17 protein-coding genes are annotated in these 14,589 nt (G+C 40.8%); 6 read left to right on the top strand and 11 right to left on the bottom strand.

What is annotated here, in order from left to right:
• Window positions 1-28 precede the first annotated feature (28 nt).
• Window positions 29-787, bottom strand: coding sequence for a hypothetical protein (locus OQX62_RS16155; RefSeq protein WP_265832644.1), 759 nt, complete (start codon window positions 785-787; stop codon window positions 29-31).
• A 496-nt stretch (window positions 788-1,283) separates the two neighbouring features.
• Here OQX62_RS16155 and OQX62_RS16160 point away from each other — a divergent pair, with 496 nt between their 5' ends.
• A complete protein-coding gene (locus tag OQX62_RS16160) occupies window positions 1,284-1,709 on the top strand; it encodes a hypothetical protein (RefSeq protein ID WP_265832645.1) in 426 nt (141 codons plus the stop codon).
• A gap of 586 nt (window positions 1,710-2,295) precedes the next feature.
• On the opposite strand, the gene OQX62_RS16165 is transcribed toward OQX62_RS16160, so the two are convergent.
• The 5 genes from OQX62_RS16165 to OQX62_RS16185 all read right to left on the bottom strand — a co-directional run bounded on the left by OQX62_RS16165 (window position 2,296) and on the right by OQX62_RS16185 (window position 6,894).
• On the bottom strand, window positions 2,296-3,075 hold the full coding sequence (locus OQX62_RS16165) for a hypothetical protein (RefSeq protein ID WP_265832646.1): 780 nt from the start codon (window positions 3,073-3,075) through the stop codon (window positions 2,296-2,298).
• 318 nt (window positions 3,076-3,393) lie between these two features.
• Window positions 3,394-4,089 carry an SOS response-associated peptidase gene (locus OQX62_RS16170; protein WP_265832648.1) on the bottom strand — a complete coding sequence of 232 codons (696 nt, stop codon included), beginning with the start codon at window positions 4,087-4,089 and terminating at the stop codon, window positions 3,394-3,396.
• 114 nt (window positions 4,090-4,203) lie between these two features.
• Window positions 4,204-5,127, bottom strand: a complete 924-nt coding sequence (locus OQX62_RS16175) for an alpha/beta fold hydrolase (RefSeq protein WP_265832649.1) — start codon at window positions 5,125-5,127, stop codon at window positions 4,204-4,206.
• A gap of 78 nt (window positions 5,128-5,205) precedes the next feature.
• On the bottom strand, window positions 5,206-6,450 hold the full coding sequence (locus tag OQX62_RS16180) for a Y-family DNA polymerase (RefSeq protein ID WP_265832650.1): 1,245 nt from the start codon (window positions 6,448-6,450) through the stop codon (window positions 5,206-5,208).
• A gap of 3 nt (window positions 6,451-6,453) precedes the next feature.
• Window positions 6,454-6,894: a LexA family protein gene (locus tag OQX62_RS16185; protein ID WP_265832651.1), complete on the bottom strand. Its 441-nt coding sequence runs from the start codon at window positions 6,892-6,894 to the stop codon at window positions 6,454-6,456.
• A 214-nt stretch (window positions 6,895-7,108) separates the two neighbouring features.
• Here OQX62_RS16185 and OQX62_RS16190 point away from each other — a divergent pair, with 214 nt between their 5' ends.
• A complete protein-coding gene (locus tag OQX62_RS16190; protein WP_265832652.1) occupies window positions 7,109-8,038 on the top strand; it encodes a beta-carotene 15,15'-dioxygenase, Brp/Blh family in 930 nt (309 codons plus the stop codon).
• Window positions 8,039-8,086: 48 nt separating this feature from the next.
• On the opposite strand, the gene OQX62_RS16195 is transcribed toward OQX62_RS16190, so the two are convergent.
• On the bottom strand, window positions 8,087-8,569 hold the full coding sequence (locus OQX62_RS16195) for a hypothetical protein (RefSeq protein WP_265832654.1): 483 nt from the start codon (window positions 8,567-8,569) through the stop codon (window positions 8,087-8,089).
• A gap of 103 nt (window positions 8,570-8,672) precedes the next feature.
• Here OQX62_RS16195 and OQX62_RS16200 point away from each other — a divergent pair, with 103 nt between their 5' ends.
• Window positions 8,673-9,152, top strand: coding sequence for a hypothetical protein (locus tag OQX62_RS16200; RefSeq protein ID WP_265832655.1), 480 nt, complete (start codon window positions 8,673-8,675; stop codon window positions 9,150-9,152).
• Between the two features lie 40 nt (window positions 9,153-9,192).
• On the opposite strand, the gene OQX62_RS16205 is transcribed toward OQX62_RS16200, so the two are convergent.
• Together OQX62_RS16205 and OQX62_RS16210 are read right to left on the bottom strand one after the other, a co-directional pair.
• Window positions 9,193-9,369, bottom strand: coding sequence for a DUF3606 domain-containing protein (locus OQX62_RS16205; protein WP_265832656.1), 177 nt, complete (start codon window positions 9,367-9,369; stop codon window positions 9,193-9,195).
• Window positions 9,370-9,407: 38 nt separating this feature from the next.
• Window positions 9,408-9,656 (bottom strand): hypothetical protein, encoded by a 249-nt coding sequence (locus OQX62_RS16210; protein WP_265832657.1) that lies wholly within the window; start codon window positions 9,654-9,656, stop codon window positions 9,408-9,410.
• 251 nt (window positions 9,657-9,907) lie between these two features.
• Between OQX62_RS16210 and OQX62_RS16215 the strand changes: the two genes are divergently transcribed.
• The gene (locus tag OQX62_RS16215) at window positions 9,908-10,462 is read left to right on the top strand and encodes a DUF6843 domain-containing protein (RefSeq protein ID WP_265832658.1); all 555 of its coding nucleotides are present in this window, start codon (window positions 9,908-9,910) and stop codon (window positions 10,460-10,462) included.
• 39 nt (window positions 10,463-10,501) lie between these two features.
• Here the strand turns inward: OQX62_RS16215 and OQX62_RS16220 are convergent, their stop codons facing one another.
• On the bottom strand, window positions 10,502-10,915 hold the full coding sequence (locus tag OQX62_RS16220; RefSeq protein ID WP_265832659.1) for a hypothetical protein: 414 nt from the start codon (window positions 10,913-10,915) through the stop codon (window positions 10,502-10,504).
• Entirely contained in the window at window positions 10,903-11,469 is a 567-nt protein-coding gene (locus OQX62_RS16225) for an RNA polymerase sigma factor (protein WP_265832661.1), read from the bottom strand. Before OQX62_RS16225 ends, OQX62_RS16220 begins: the two co-directional genes overlap by 13 nt.
• 125 nt (window positions 11,470-11,594) lie before the next feature.
• Here OQX62_RS16225 and OQX62_RS16230 point away from each other — a divergent pair, with 125 nt between their 5' ends.
• Both OQX62_RS16230 and OQX62_RS16235 read left to right on the top strand, forming a co-directional pair.
• Window positions 11,595-11,942 (top strand): hypothetical protein, encoded by a 348-nt coding sequence (locus tag OQX62_RS16230; protein WP_265832663.1) that lies wholly within the window; start codon window positions 11,595-11,597, stop codon window positions 11,940-11,942.
• Between the two features lie 113 nt (window positions 11,943-12,055).
• Window positions 12,056-14,491, top strand: a complete 2,436-nt coding sequence (locus OQX62_RS16235) for an outer membrane beta-barrel protein (protein WP_265832665.1) — start codon at window positions 12,056-12,058, stop codon at window positions 14,489-14,491.
• Window positions 14,492-14,589 lie beyond the last annotated feature (98 nt).

A 14,589-nucleotide genomic window follows, 5' to 3' on the forward strand; every position in this document is an offset into this window, starting at 1 on the left:
GTTGTGATGAATGGTTTTTCCATTGTCATCATCTAATTTGAATGATAATTTGCGCATAACGCTTGTGATAGAGTTCTTTGAATACCACTATTCTTTTCGGTAAACTTCTGGTCGTAAACATTTGAACTCTCAATTCTTCCGCTTCCCTTACAAACGCAATTTCTTCTTCATTTAATTCCGGAACTTCGTCATTCACCATTCCAAAGCCCAGTACAATCTTCATAAAGAAGGCCATAGTGAAGTTATCGTTGGGGACCTGAAGACCAGTTTTTGCTTCCATCTCTGCCAGCGAGATCCTGCTCATGAAATTTTCCAGGTATTCTGCCGGATAACAATTGTGCAATTCACACAGTACGGTGAAATCTTTGGTAAAATGCAGCGTAGTATTTTCATCCAGGTAAAAGGTATCAGATGCGGTATATACGCGTTCCATGGTAGCATACAACTCATCGATATAAGCTGATGCGCTTTTTCTTTTAGCGGCTGTAGACCCTATTTTCCTGCTGGCGATATCCGAGGTAGCTTTGAAATTCAGGGCTGTACTTTCCAGACAATGACTATAGGCATGGCTTCCTCTGGCCGTCCGCCTTAAAGAGACTACATATAAACCGATTGTTTTGGAAGCTTCAGAATAACCTTCGCTGTAACCGTCAGCTAAGGAATCGTAAACTGTAGCATGGTTGATAAAGATTTGCAGCACTTCCTGCGGATCCAGTTTGTAAATGGAGCAGGCTATCCTGAACTCTAAAGGGATGTGAATTACATCGTGGTTGATTTTTGTTTTCATATTGATCTTATTTAATTTTTCAATTTAAATAAGCCTCTATGAGGGGTTACCGCCCTAAAAGGTATAGGGCTGGTAACTCACTCAGTCAATTGTGGCAAGGCTCTAGTAAAGCCACCCATTCTCTCGAAAGGGCCGTAACAATGACATAAGCGAGCACCAACCCTATAACAAAGATAGGATTTAGGTTGCTCAACTTACGCTCGCTACGTGAAATTTACTAGATTTTGCCGCGAGGCTTGTAAAGCAATTCTTAATTATACATCAGGACTGCGATTCTCTATTTCTTTTTCATTTTTTCCATATGATAATCTACTTAGCTTTATTTTGAAAACAAAATATATTTTAAATTAATTTAAATTTCTCATAAAAATAAGTAAGTCGAAGTTGATTACTGCCACATGAGGCTGAACTAAAAACATAATTGGTTTTTTCATCCACTTTAAATATCATTGCCGTGGCAATACAGCCTCAGTTCGTTGTACAAATAGATCTTAAAATGGGTTTTAAATTCCTAAAGCAAATATTAGCTATACTTATACTGGTAATTTCAGGCTTTCTCATTGCATGCACAAGCGGAACCAGTGGAAAGCTTAAAGTTGCTTTTACATCAGCCGATACCTGTAAAGCTGATAGGATAAAAGGTCGTATTTTAGGGGATAAATTAAGTTGTACAAATTGTCACTTCGCGTGGGACGAAGCAACTAGATTGCGTGAAGATATTCTTTTGCTCAGAGAAATATCTTTGATGGACAGTGTTAAATTGAGTTCTTATATTTTTAAGACCAGGCACAACGGAATGTTTAGTAAAGATTTTCCCGATGCAAAGAATACAGTTGACAGCCTATCTGATTGCGATCAAAAGAACTTAATTCATTATTTGAAAGATCACAATAGAGAGCACGTATATGCTTCTGAACCATAGCATATTATAAGGCAAACTTCAGGATCTCATTTTATTGTTTCGTAAAATTATTAAAGAAAAAAAGTATGATATAAACTGCTAACAAAGCGATTGTGTAGTAGATCGTTTTGTTCTTATTGCCTTCAATATAGTTTCTATATATCTCAACACCAAGCATTAGAGTTGCTAAACTAGCAGCACATACAACTGGCCATATAGTACCATGATAAAACTGGTTCGCTATAATTACCAGAAGAAAAAGTATAACCACTAATGGCCTGACAATATTATCTGATTTGTATTTCTTAGAAAGCATTCTGCTGATTTTGAAACTAATTATCAAAAATACGGCCATACATTAACCTGTCGTTTATCGTTTCGTAGAAATCCCAAATGGTTGTGGATTTAGCTATAGAATAGCTGAAAAGTAAGCTTGCATTGAATTTTTAATGTTATATATTGGGTTCCATTAAGGCCGGAACTACGGGATGTGATGTATATGTATTTAAAGTTGATCAGACGAAACCCGCTAATAAATTTGCTGAAAGTGCTGACTTAAAAACCTGATTTAAAAATACGTTATTCAGGAAAATATTGAGCAAAAAAATCAATCGAATTGCTGCCCCATATCTCTCCAGACGTTCAAATCTTCCCCCTCAAAATCACCAGGAACCAGCTCTGCAAAGCAAATGGCAGCAGGGCTCAGCATCGGATGATTCAGCAACTGGTTATAATCATAGTATTTCAAAAATATACTCAGCAGGCAAAGGCAGCCATCCGGAACTACAAAAATGAATTCCTTCGCATCCAGCAGGTCCTGATCATTTTTAGCCACTACGATTGTTTGCTTCAGGGGTTCCTTTAACCGCTTTCCATCTTTTAATCTGAATAACAGTAAGCTCAGGGTAAGATCGCATGAATTACTTTCTTTGATGAACTTTATTTTCTTTTTAGATTGGCCCGCCGGGAATTTAACATGGAGGCTATTTTTCTCCAGACTAATCCGGGGACCAAACCCTAAATATTTCCGAAGGGGCGATTCTGCATTAAAGTCCAGTCCCGCAAGCTGACTAAAACTGTTAACTTCAAAACTGTATCGCATCGTAGCCAGATCCCTGCACTGGGAGAGGATCGGATTGATTTCCGTCATGAGCCGGTTATGCAACGTTCCATCATGGTAGCTCATTATTTCTGCACTATTTGCCTCCTTAATATGCTTTACAATCGAACTGGCCATTCCAAAAGTACCGGAAGCTTTTTTAGTGCTTTCTGTTTGCTTCATTGTTCCCGGAAGTGGTCTCGCACAAACTACCTGCTTGCCTTTTCTTTTTCTGAAGATTACCGGACCTACCGGCCCAGTAAAGTGTTTTCCATCGAATAGTCCCATAACTTTATATTTTTATAAGGCGAATATAATCGAACAAAAAGTCAAAATGAAGTATTTGGCGACCAATCTATACTGACGTCCAGTAATGTCCACATTTGGCGGACATTACTGGACAACGTCTGCTTCATCATTACAGGATCAGGCTGAGAAGTGAGAAGGCAGGGAGTTAGAACTGGATCACTGCGCCATAAATCAGCGTTTAATGCGCATTGACTCCGCATTTTTCACCTAGTTAAAAAAGGCGGAGTCAATGCGGAGTATACGCGCTGTACATGCGTATTCATGTAGGTCAGTCTCCCTTGTTGCCCCGTATCTTGTCTATTGACTATTGAGCGGCAGCATCAATTCCGGCGCATTGTTGTGTGATTTATTTACTACAGTAGCATTTACAGCGGTAGATACGCGGTATGACTTCATCAGTTCATCCGGATAGGGACTACATAAGCTCAACAAATCCGACACGCTTAAGTCTTTGCTCAGCCATAACTTTTCTGTTTCTGCACCCAGGATAACCGGCATCCTGAATTTAGGGTCATGTACCTTGCCTACCGTTTCATTTGCTACGGTGGTCATGATCGTAAAAGAACGGTATACCTCTCCGGAAAATTTATCTTTCCACTGGCTCCACAATCCGGCGAAAGCAAATAATTCCCGGTCATTGAGTACAAAGCGATAGGGCAAACTTGTTCCGGTCTTTTTATCCCATTCGTAAAAACCATCAGCCAATACCAAACAGGTTTTGTGATTTTTCAACAAAGGAGACCAGGTGCGGTTAGTCGCTGCCTCTTCACTTCTCGCATTCATTGTAGAGAAGTTCAGCTTGGTATTCTCTGCCCAGAAAGGCACCAGACCAAAATGCATTTGCTGTGCAATATCAGGTTCGTCGCCCGTAATCACCAATCCGTTCTGTGTTGGCGCGAGATTATAGTTTGGTGAATAATCTACCGGCAACTTCACGGCATAAGCTTTCAATAATTCTTTTTGCTCTTTGGTCAGCGTGTAACGTGCGCACATATGTTTTGATTAAACGATGTCTTTTCCGGTGTTTGGTCAGACTACCTCTTACCCATTAACAGCTCTGCGATGGTATTGTTCATGATCTGTCTGATTATTCAAGTCAAAAACTGCTTATGACAGCCAGCCATGAACTTTCAATATTGCATCTGCAAACACCTGTGGTGCTTCCAGTGGTACGTTATGTCCTGTTTCGGCAATAACATGTTCATGCAGACCGGCGAACAGATGACTATGATCAGCAGTTCCGCCTGGCTTCAACGGATCATTAACACCGTCTATGGTAACAGTAGGTACGTTTATTTTAGGTTGATGTGCTAAAAGATCTTCAAGTAATTGCAGCTCAGGTTCCCCACCTTCCTTACCGAGCATAAAACGATAGGTATGAATCACCACATCCACGAAATCTGGATTACCGAAAGCAACGGCTGTTCGCGCGTAAATAGCCTCATCGAATTCCCAGTCGGGCGACCATTCCTGCCATAGGATCTTACCTATCTCATAGCGACTTTCAGCCAGGCATTGACGTCCGCGTTCAGATTGAAAAAGGTGCTGGTACCAGCATACACGTTCTAGTGTTGGTGAAGCAGCTTGCTTCTGTTGTTCAATATCAATAATATCGTAACCCGCATAAGATACCAGTCCTCCCACTTTTTCCGGCCAAAGTGCCGCGGCTACACAAGAAGCATTACCTCCCCAGTCAAAACCTGCAAGAATGGGTTGCTCCAGACCTAGTGCATCACAAAGTTCAATCACATCAGATCCGCGTGCCACCTGCTGCCCGTTGCGCATCATATCTGCTGATAAAAATCTGGTTGGACCGAAACCACGGGTATAGGGAATGATAATCCGCGCACCGGTATCAATCAGGAGCCTGGCAACTTCCTCATAAGCATGCACATCATATGGAAATCCATGAGACAGTACGACTGGCCAGCCCTGGTCGTCGCCCAATTCAAAATAAGCTACTGACAGATTTTTGGTTTCCACAGTTTTTAAAGGAAAGGCATTCATAAACATTGATTCTTCTGTAGACATATGCAAAAGGATTGGTTAATACATCAGTCTATTAACAAATAGAATATGGCGAAGGTTTTTGTCTGAATTGCGTGCTGGTTATTTGGTTTTAATGATATCCTTCCATTCCGTGGTATAGGCAGGACTGAGATATCTCCTTTTCATAGCCCAGGTCTGCTCCTGTCCTTCTGCCGCAATCCTGACGGTTCCGCGTCCGTAATGTTTATTGATCTGATCCATTACTGCACTTAATTTATCATAAACAGGGCCATTCCATTTGCTAAAGATATTCAGCTGCACTTCAGATTCCGGAATCAAACCTGTAGCCATCACTTCTACTTTCTGGTACAGGAAACCCTCCAGGTAAATTGCCCGCAGTCCCGCCAATGCCGTATGGACAATATCGTGGGTATTATTTACCGGATGGGTTAAAGGGATGGCAATAGACGGACATGCCTGCGGCTGATCGGTCTTGAACCTGTTGGTCAGCAATCTGACCGAGATCACCGTTGCACAGCTTTTGTCTTCCCGCAGCTTTAAGGATAACCTGCTGGCATAACTTGCTGTCGCTTCAATAAGCACGGTCAGATCAGAGGTCAGCCTGCTAAATGCCCTGCTGGTACATAGCGCTTTCTTTCGGTCCAGCGCATCATTGACTGGAATGCAGGATTTTCCCCAGAGTTCATTCCACATCCGCACGCCCTGTATGGTGAGCCTCTCCTGTATAAACCCGATTGGCATGTTGCGTAAATCTGCAGCGGTGTTAATGCCCATCGTGATCAGCTTTGCTGCATAAGCACGACCAATGCCCCATAAATCTTCCACCTGATAAGTTTCTACTGCCTGCCTGATCTTTTCCTCTGTATCCAGCACACAAACGCCGCCGGTATGTTTGCACATTTTATTGGCCAGTTTGGCCAGCGTTTTGGTTGGCGCGATACCTACACTTACGGGAATCCCTGTATTTCGAATTACTGAATGACGGATCCGGTGGGCATAGGCTTCCAGATCTGTCATACCTGTTAAATCCAGGAAACATTCATCGATTGAGTACACTTCCACTGCAGGTGCAAAACGGGCCAGGTTGTTCATTACACGGGCACTCATATCTCCGTAAAGCGTGTAATTACTAGAAAACACCAGGATCTGATGTTCTTTGATCATCTCCTCCATCATATAAAATACTGCCCCCATCTTTATACCCAAAGCCTTCGCTTCATTGGAACGGGCAATTACGCAACCGTCATTATTGGAGAGCACAATGACCGGTCTGCCGTTATATTCCGGTCTGAATAATCTTTCACAGCTGGCGTAAAAATTATTGCAGTCTACTAATGCAATCATGCATTAGTCGATAATACGTTTTACTATACCTGCCATCGGGTTGCAGCTCCAGATGACGGTACCGAAGATGACCACCTGGCCATCAGTAATATCGATAACTTCTTCTTCTGCAAGGGAGCTGACTAAGTGGACAGTACTACTTTTGACGATCAGCTTCCTCGTTACCCACTCCCCTTCTACATTGGCTATTACAATTTCTGAATTTTTAGGCCTGACAGACCTGTCGACTACTAAAAGGGCACCTTTCAGGATCCCGAAGCCAGACATGTCGTTGTTTTCCATTTCAAAATAAAAGGTATTTGTAGGGTCTTTCACTAACTTCTGAATAATATGCAGGCGGTCCTGACTATAGTCTGTAGCTGGAGAAGAGAAACCGGTAACCTTACCGGCATCTTCCAATGGATCCATATCAATATTTCGTTCAGGCGTATTTTTTCGCAGCATATATGACAAGTTTAGTGCGCCACAAATCTACTAATACAGTTAGCACAAATACTAATATTGTTAGTTTTATAATTTCTTTCGTTTTAGCTTAGGAATTTTAGCATTTAGGGACAGGCATGTATCTACCCTATTTTAAAATGTACAAGCTGGTTTAATAATACATCTGGGGGAATGCTATTAGCGTATCTTTGCTGGATGCCTGTTATAAATTTAAATGTTATTTAGGAGTTTACTGTTAACTGCAGGTCTGATCCTGCTGGCCATCAACTGGTACTTCTACCCGCTCTCCTACCTGCTTCAGCTCATCCTGTTTGCAATTGGCCTGATCGCCGTTGGCATTCCTCATGGAGGTGCAGACCGGTTAATTGCGATGAAAACTGCCAGCCGCCTCAACCTGAATTTTAGCGCACAAAAATTTACACTGATCTATTGCGGACAAATTCTGCTGTTTTTCTTTTTTTTCTACTGTTTTCCTCATTTGGCCATCCTGCTGTTTCTACTCTTATCTGCCTACCATTTCGGAGAAACGGATATGACCGGCATCAACCATTCTTATGCCGGGAAATTAATCAGACTCAGTTACGGACTGTTCATCCTGGGACTTATTTTATTACCTAATTTCTCCAGCGTATCAAAAACGCTGATCCATTTAAACCCTGCAGGTCCTGGTGCAGCTTGTATCCAATGGGCAGATCAGCATCCTCAACTTGTGCTTTTGGGTATGGTTGCTGCGTTTGGAATCAGCTGGTTAGGGTACTGGCTGTTGTATAAAAAGACTGTTGCCTGTAACCGGAAAGAGATACTGAGATTTTTAGTTTTAGTACTCATCGTCTATCAGCTCCCACTGTTGTTAAGCTTCACCTTCTATTTTATTTTCTGGCACTCCATTACCACATTAAAAAGCATGTTGGGCTATTTACTGGAGCATCAGAGTTTTGACAAGGGAATGGTGGTCAGGGAGATTATAAAAAATAGTCTGATTGTTTTATTCGGAATTTGTTTTGCCGGTTATATCAGTTCGTTATTTTTCAGGAATGACAATCTGGTGCTGTATGCAATTATTGGTTTAGCAGCGCTCACAGGACCACATATGCATGTAATGCACAGTATGTATCATCATTACGCTGGCAATGAAAAACCCTGAAAACGAAGATAAAGCCGCTACGCTGAGTTTGCTGATCTTTATGCCGGATTATTGGCAAAAGGCAACATCAAAAGTCCCGCTTACACTGCTGTCTGATTCCTGATCGGCAAAACTAGCTTTACCCGCAACTCTTCCATTGCTGATAGAGGTAATTTCTATCCTGCAATCAGCACTTACAAAGCCAACACCCTGATCTGAAGCAGAATCATTAAAGATTAACCAGATGTTGTTACTTCCCTGTGTATAGACACCTACTTTTTTAGGAACCCTGAAATAGACACTGTAACCGCTATTTTCCGGACTTGCGCAACTGAAACTGCTGTTTGCTGACAGGTTCACGATTACCCGTTCTACGTTGTTAGAAACATCAGTAGTAGCGCGGCCGGTTACCGTGGTATACTCCTTACCGTATACTTTGCCATGTACAACAGCATTTTCATCAGGTTTAACTTCTTCATTTTTGCTTTTTTTGCAGGCAGCTAATGAAGAGCAGAAACATACAATTAATAAGATTTGAGCGATTTTTTTCATAAAAAGGTTTTCATTTTAACAAGTGCTCCGTTTTTTGGTTTTGAAATTTTACTTTTTAAACAACAATAGCTGTTGCAGGTTGTTAAATGGGTAAAAATCTAATATGAAAAGAAAAATACGATTAATCTACTTCTGCCAGTTCATGCTATTAGCGCTGTTGATGCTCTCTGTGGGATGTAAAAAAAGCAATAATTCAGACGATCAGCCGGAGACAGCAGCGGCATTGAAAACCAAAATTGTGGCAAAATGGAAACTGGTGAGCGGAAGTTATACTGAATACGATGCCAAGGGTGCTGTGGTCAACACACAGGATCTTTCCGGACAAAATCCTATTCCGGTATATGATTTCAGGGAAAATGACAGGTATTATGTAACGGATTCCGGAGAGCCCAGAGAATTCTTCTACACGGTGTCAGTCACACCCGAAGGCAAATCGAGAATTCTGATAGACAGCAGTCAGTATTATGACATCACTTCAATCAACGGTACTGATATGACCTGGACCAGTGAAATTAAAGCTGCAGACGATAATCCCGGAACAATCAGAAGGGCTTATACCGAAGTACATTTTCAAAAGATGTAAGTCTAAATTTGAGGCCTCATCCTATGATGAGGCCCCAAATTTACTTTTTAAAATACGCTTCTACATCTGCCCGCAGATTACCTACTTTGGTAATCGCTTCTCTGATTTCTGCAGATGTTACTCCGCTTTTCTTTGCCGCATATTCTACTTCGCTTGCATCGTTAGCGTCAATCCTGATATCGTCTCCTGTGCCTTGTTTACTTTTATCGTCTGCCATAGTCTTGGTTTTAAATTTGTTAAGGAACAAATCCCTGTTCAAATGGTTTTAAGAGAAATTTCATAACGCTCAATCATATTACCAAGAACTGGCGCCACAATGTTTAAGCCTGACGAATCACTTTTCCAGATGACCTCTCCTGTGTCGTCATCCAGCTTTTCAGGGTAAATATATCCCCAAACCATTCCGTCAGCTACAATTCTGTACTGATCTACTACTTCATTTGGTGGAAAAATCAGTATTTCACCAACACCATCTAATTCAAATTGATAAGGTTTATTTTCCATGGATTTTATTTTGGTAATTGCCGATCATAATTAATAGCGTTATCATCCTGAAGCAAAAATACTAAAGAATACTAATCATAGCTAATGTTTGCTAAAATATTTAGATGACAACTTTTACAAACAGCTAATCAGCTTGCTGCAGTGCGGGAGTGGTAGCGTCCGGTGGTTTGACTATAATTCCATTTTTATTTTGAATAGTATATATTTATAGCTTAGAGACAAATTAGTTAGCCTTATTAAAAAATTAGTGTATGCCAAAGAAGTATTCGGAGAGAATGACGTATCATGGAAAAGGAATACTGTCACTTTTAATATCTACCATTCTCCTGTATTCTTGTAGTTATTGGCATACTCCTACTCTCAAATACATGATACCTCAGGGTTATGAAGGAATGGTTGTGATCTCATGGGATCAGAAAGATGGAGAGCCTGAAGTTAAGGAAGGCGACTATGAATTGTATAAAATCCCTGCAAATGGATTTCTGAAAACTCAAATGAAAGCCAGAAACATGAGTCCCGAAGATGAGAAATACTTCAGCTATGATAGTGTTAAGGGTTCGAGAGTGGAATTGGAAATGATTGATCCGGGGACTTACGTTGATACAGTATCTATTACAAAAAGCAATCAGATGTACAAATTAGGTTGGTTATCAGTTTCAGACAATTACGGACAATATGCTGTCTTTTTCGTTACCAGGGACAAGAAATCTAAGTTTATGGATAGTGCATATCGCGAAGAATATTTCAAAGCTCATATAGATTCAATATTTAGTGCTCATCAGACCAAACAAAAGCCATGTCAATAACAATGTGTGCTATTTCGAAAGAAAAACATAGATAATTCCTCAATAGTCCCTTCTTACCAGACGCTGGTCTATCGCCAATACGCAAAAGAACAAGCATACTATCGAAAATAAAAGCCATTTAAATTTAAAAACCATATTCAAGATAAGGTCTGCGGTAGTTTGACTAATTAGCTGTAATAGCGCATAACCTAGTGCCAGACTCAGCACAAAAATAGTTACTGCCATAACATTGAACCGCATATCACTTTTTCGGTTAAGTCGCTCCTGAAGTGTTCGTCTTACATTTGATGCAAAGCTCAGCGGCAATCCAGTCTGAGGGGCCGTTTTAAGTGTGCTAAATAAATCCTGGTACGATAAAAGATCACTGACTGCTTTTTCGCTAAGCTCATTATTGCCGGAGATGGAGTCACCACTCAATAAATCCTGCAGTTCATCGTCATTTAACTCTTCCATGTGTTTTCCTCTTTAAGGTCTTTTTCAATTTTTTCTTTCAATAATTTGCGTGCCCGGAATAGATAGCTTTTTGCCGTGCCTTCCGGTATTCCTGTTATTTCCCTTATTTCCGCCAATGAAAACTCGTTCAAATGATATAGGGTCAATACCAATTTATATTGATGGGGCATTTGTGCTATCAGATGGTTAACATAATCTGCAGTATTCTTTTTTATCAGTTCCCGTTCAGGATTATCATCTGAAAAATAATAGTTATCAAGGTCTTCCGGATATTCGTATGGCGAATTCCTTTTATTACTTTTTACATAATTTATAGCAGTGAGATAAGCTATGCGTGCGATCCATGTAGATAGTTTTGATTGAAAGCGAAACGATGGTATGCTGTGATGTATTTTAATAAAGACTTCCTGACAGATGTCCTCCTTGTTTTGTTTGTCCTGAACTAACCGGTGGATTACAAAGAAAACAAGCTTCTCATATTGTTTAACCAATAACTCAAAGGCTCGTAAATCTTTCTTTAATATCCTGTCTATAATTTCGTTCTCATCAAACATATAACAGTAGTCAAGATATGTACATTAGCGGTTGCAAAATAGAGAAATAAAAGATTTATTAAATAATTGCAACCGGAGCGGCTGGTGTGCTGACTACTGTAGCAAATAACTTAATCAACAGCACCATGAAACAATTAATGCCATTCATCGTCGTCATCGTATTTTTTATACTTATCGCTATATTCATCCTTGCGCTGTATAACTACAGGCTGAAAAAACGAATCATTGATGCAGGTCCTTTGGACGAAACTGGCCTTAGATTTTTGCGTCTGTTAACAGGCTCCGGAAATGAAGCAGTAAAATGGGGTCTGCTTTTACTATCGGCCGGTATTGGTTTTGTGGTTCTGGAATTTGTACCCTTCAGTGCCGAAGATTCGCCGGCACCGTATGGCATCGAAATGATTTTTATCGCGGCAGGATTCTTCCTCTACTACCTATTTCTGAAGAAACAAAAGAATAGCGATACGCTATAGCTTTAGCGCAGAACAGCACAATAAGATATTCTTTTTCTACCAAACATTTAAAGGACAAATTTTCCTGCAGGAATTGTCTTGCCTAATTATTGCGTCCTCTGATCAACTTTATTATGAAATTTAAACAGGCTATCCTAGCGCTGGTCATCATCAGTACCATCTTCTTCAACCAATATAGCACAGCCTTCGGCCAAACCTCACCCAAAGCCAGTATTGCCGGTATTGTGGTCGATTCCGCAACAAAAAATCCATTAGCGATGGTAACCATAAGACTCAAAAAAGCTAATAATGAGACCATTCAAATTGTGGTTAGCCAAGAGGATGGATCTTTTAAATTTCCCTCCGTTATTCCTGCGTCGTATTTACTTTCTGTTGAGGCTATTGGTTATGCCCTCAAAAGAATTGCTGTTGATTCGTTAACATTCCTATCGCAAACAATAGATTTGAAATCTATTTACCTGGCAGGTACGGTGCTGGGTTTAAAAGAAGTAGCAATAAGCGGCGATAGGCAGCTCATCAGGCGAAAGGCCGACAGGATAATTTACGACCTGAAAGCAGATCCGGAGAGCAAAAGTAATAATGTACTTAGGATGATGCGCAAAATACCCTATCTATCGGTCGATGGCGACGATAACCTGCTAATGAAAGGTAATTCAAGCTTTAAAGTACTCATCAACGGCAAACCATCAGGCAGTATGGAGGGCAATCTTAAAGCGGTATTAAAAAGCATTCCAGCCTCTACCATAGAGAAGATAGAGGTCATTACCAATCCGCCATCCAGGTACGATGCGGAGGGATTGGGCGGTGTAATTAACATCATCACCAACAAAAAAAACAACGATGGTTTCAATGGCTCATTGAACGTTAATGAAAGTTTTCCAGTTGGTGGCCCGGGTGTTGGCGCTTCATTTACGGCAAAAAGCGGCAAGTTTGGGATCTCATCTTTTGGGGGCGGAAGTATGTATCAGTTACCCCAAACCTTTAACACCAATAAACGCGTTGATGCCGTGGGTACGACACTTGAACAAGAGGGCCATCAACGTTCCACAAACAAGACAGCATATTTTGGAATGGAATGGAGTTATCTTGCAGATAGTCTGAACTTGTTGACGGCCCAATTAAATTACAATGGCAGCCGGGTAAAAGAGCATTCAGCACAGGCCTCTGCGTTAACAGGCGCAAACGGGCTTTTACAGCAATATGGATTTGAAAATGAAAACAAAGCAACAGGTTATGGTGTAAATGCGGGCATCAATTACGAAATGGGTTTTAAAAGGATGAAGAACAGGCTGCTCACATTCTCCTACCTCTTTGGCACTAACCTGAACGATAAAAACGGGAAAATTGCTTTTGATAACCGCGTGAATTTTGCTACACCGGATTTTCAGCAAACCGATCACCAGCGGTTTAAAGAGCATAGCTTCCAGGTCGATTTTGTCACACCACTGAAAAAACTCAACATTGAAGCCGGGCTCAAAGGAATACTAAGGAAAAATAACAGTGATTTTGCTTACAACTCATTGAACACTGCACTGGGCATATACGAAACAGATCCGGTGCTCTCCAATTCGTTTAGCAATACACAAAACGTTTTTAGCGCTTATAACTCCTATCAGCTGAATCTAAATAGCTGGAATATCAATGCAGGTGTAAGGATAGAGGAAACCGTGATACGTGCTGATTTCTCAAGTACAGCTTCAGTTGCCGATCAGGATTATTTCAATTTTATCCCTTCTCTGGCCGTAGGAAAAGGTTTTAAGAACGGAAGCAGTATCAGCTTTGGCTTTTCGCAAAGGATAAGGAGGCCGGGCATCAGCAGGTTGAACCCCTATATAGACCGTTCAAACCCAAATTATGAAATTACCGGCAATCCTGATCTGAGACCGGTTCTGTTAAACGATATCCAGTTCGGATACAGCAGCAACAAAAAGCTAGCGCTTAACATTGGGTTTGATTATGCATTTATGAACAATCTTGATCTGCAGGTCGTCAATTTTAATCCAGCTACGCAGGTCACCCGAATAACATACGCCAATACAGGCAAATCAAGCAGTGCAGGAGTTAATTTTAACCTGAGCTACCCGGTAAGCAGCAGCTACAACGCCAGTCTGAACGGGAACTCCATGTACTTTTGGCTCAGCGGGCAGGATAACGGGCAGCCCATAAATAATGACATGCTGATCTATGCTGTCACCCTGTCAAACGTTGTGCGTCTTAGCGATGGCTGGGCTTTAAATGCTGACCTGGGTATAAACAGTCGCAACCCGACAGGTTTACAGGGCTATACCAATGGTTTCTTTTCAAGTGCCTTCAATTTTAACAAGGATGTTATTAAGGATAAATTTAGTATCGGTGGCGGAATTAGAAATCCGTTTACCAAATACCGCAATAGTGTAAACAGAACTTTTGGTCCACAATTTAGCCAGGTATATGAAAACCAGAATTATTTCAGAACGTTCAATATTAGCCTGAATTACAATTTTGGTAAGCTGAAGGATAACATCAATAAAAATAAAGCAGGAATTAAAAATAATGATGTCGCAAACTAAGTAATTACAAATAATTCAGCATAATTAGTATATAGCCTGCTAAGGTGAACATGAAAGAGATAAGCGCAATGAATTGTTTCCTATGGTAATATATTCCA

This window comes from Pedobacter sp. MR2016-24 (assembly GCF_026239655.1).
Classification (GTDB): Bacteria; Bacteroidota; Bacteroidia; order Sphingobacteriales; family Sphingobacteriaceae; genus Pedobacter.

Excerpts from the sequence above, each read along its gene's own strand:
- OQX62_RS16155 (WP_265832644.1), bottom strand. The coding sequence starts at position 787 with ATGAAAACAAAAATCAACCACGATGTAATTCACATCCCTTTAGAGTTC.
- OQX62_RS16160 (WP_265832645.1), top strand. The coding sequence starts at position 1,284 with ATGGGTTTTAAATTCCTAAAGCAAATATTAGCTATACTTATACTGGTA.
- OQX62_RS16165 (WP_265832646.1), bottom strand. The coding sequence starts at position 3,075 with ATGGGACTATTCGATGGAAAACACTTTACTGGGCCGGTAGGTCCGGTA.
- OQX62_RS16170 (WP_265832648.1), bottom strand. The coding sequence starts at position 4,089 with ATGTGCGCACGTTACACGCTGACCAAAGAGCAAAAAGAATTATTGAAA.
- OQX62_RS16175 (WP_265832649.1), bottom strand. The coding sequence starts at position 5,127 with ATGTCTACAGAAGAATCAATGTTTATGAATGCCTTTCCTTTAAAAACT.
- OQX62_RS16180 (WP_265832650.1), bottom strand. The coding sequence starts at position 6,450 with ATGATTGCATTAGTAGACTGCAATAATTTTTACGCCAGCTGTGAAAGA.
- OQX62_RS16185 (WP_265832651.1), bottom strand. The coding sequence starts at position 6,894 with ATGCTGCGAAAAAATACGCCTGAACGAAATATTGATATGGATCCATTG.
- OQX62_RS16190 (WP_265832652.1), top strand. The coding sequence starts at position 7,109 with ATGTTATTTAGGAGTTTACTGTTAACTGCAGGTCTGATCCTGCTGGCC.
- OQX62_RS16195 (WP_265832654.1), bottom strand. The coding sequence starts at position 8,569 with ATGAAAAAAATCGCTCAAATCTTATTAATTGTATGTTTCTGCTCTTCA.
- OQX62_RS16200 (WP_265832655.1), top strand. The coding sequence starts at position 8,673 with ATGAAAAGAAAAATACGATTAATCTACTTCTGCCAGTTCATGCTATTA.
- OQX62_RS16205 (WP_265832656.1), bottom strand. The coding sequence starts at position 9,369 with ATGGCAGACGATAAAAGTAAACAAGGCACAGGAGACGATATCAGGATT.
- OQX62_RS16210 (WP_265832657.1), bottom strand. The coding sequence starts at position 9,656 with ATGGAAAATAAACCTTATCAATTTGAATTAGATGGTGTTGGTGAAATA.
- OQX62_RS16215 (WP_265832658.1), top strand. The coding sequence starts at position 9,908 with ATGCCAAAGAAGTATTCGGAGAGAATGACGTATCATGGAAAAGGAATA.
- OQX62_RS16220 (WP_265832659.1), bottom strand. The coding sequence starts at position 10,915 with ATGGAAGAGTTAAATGACGATGAACTGCAGGATTTATTGAGTGGTGAC.
- OQX62_RS16225 (WP_265832661.1), bottom strand. The coding sequence starts at position 11,469 with ATGTTTGATGAGAACGAAATTATAGACAGGATATTAAAGAAAGATTTA.
- OQX62_RS16230 (WP_265832663.1), top strand. The coding sequence starts at position 11,595 with ATGAAACAATTAATGCCATTCATCGTCGTCATCGTATTTTTTATACTT.
- OQX62_RS16235 (WP_265832665.1), top strand. The coding sequence starts at position 12,056 with ATGAAATTTAAACAGGCTATCCTAGCGCTGGTCATCATCAGTACCATC.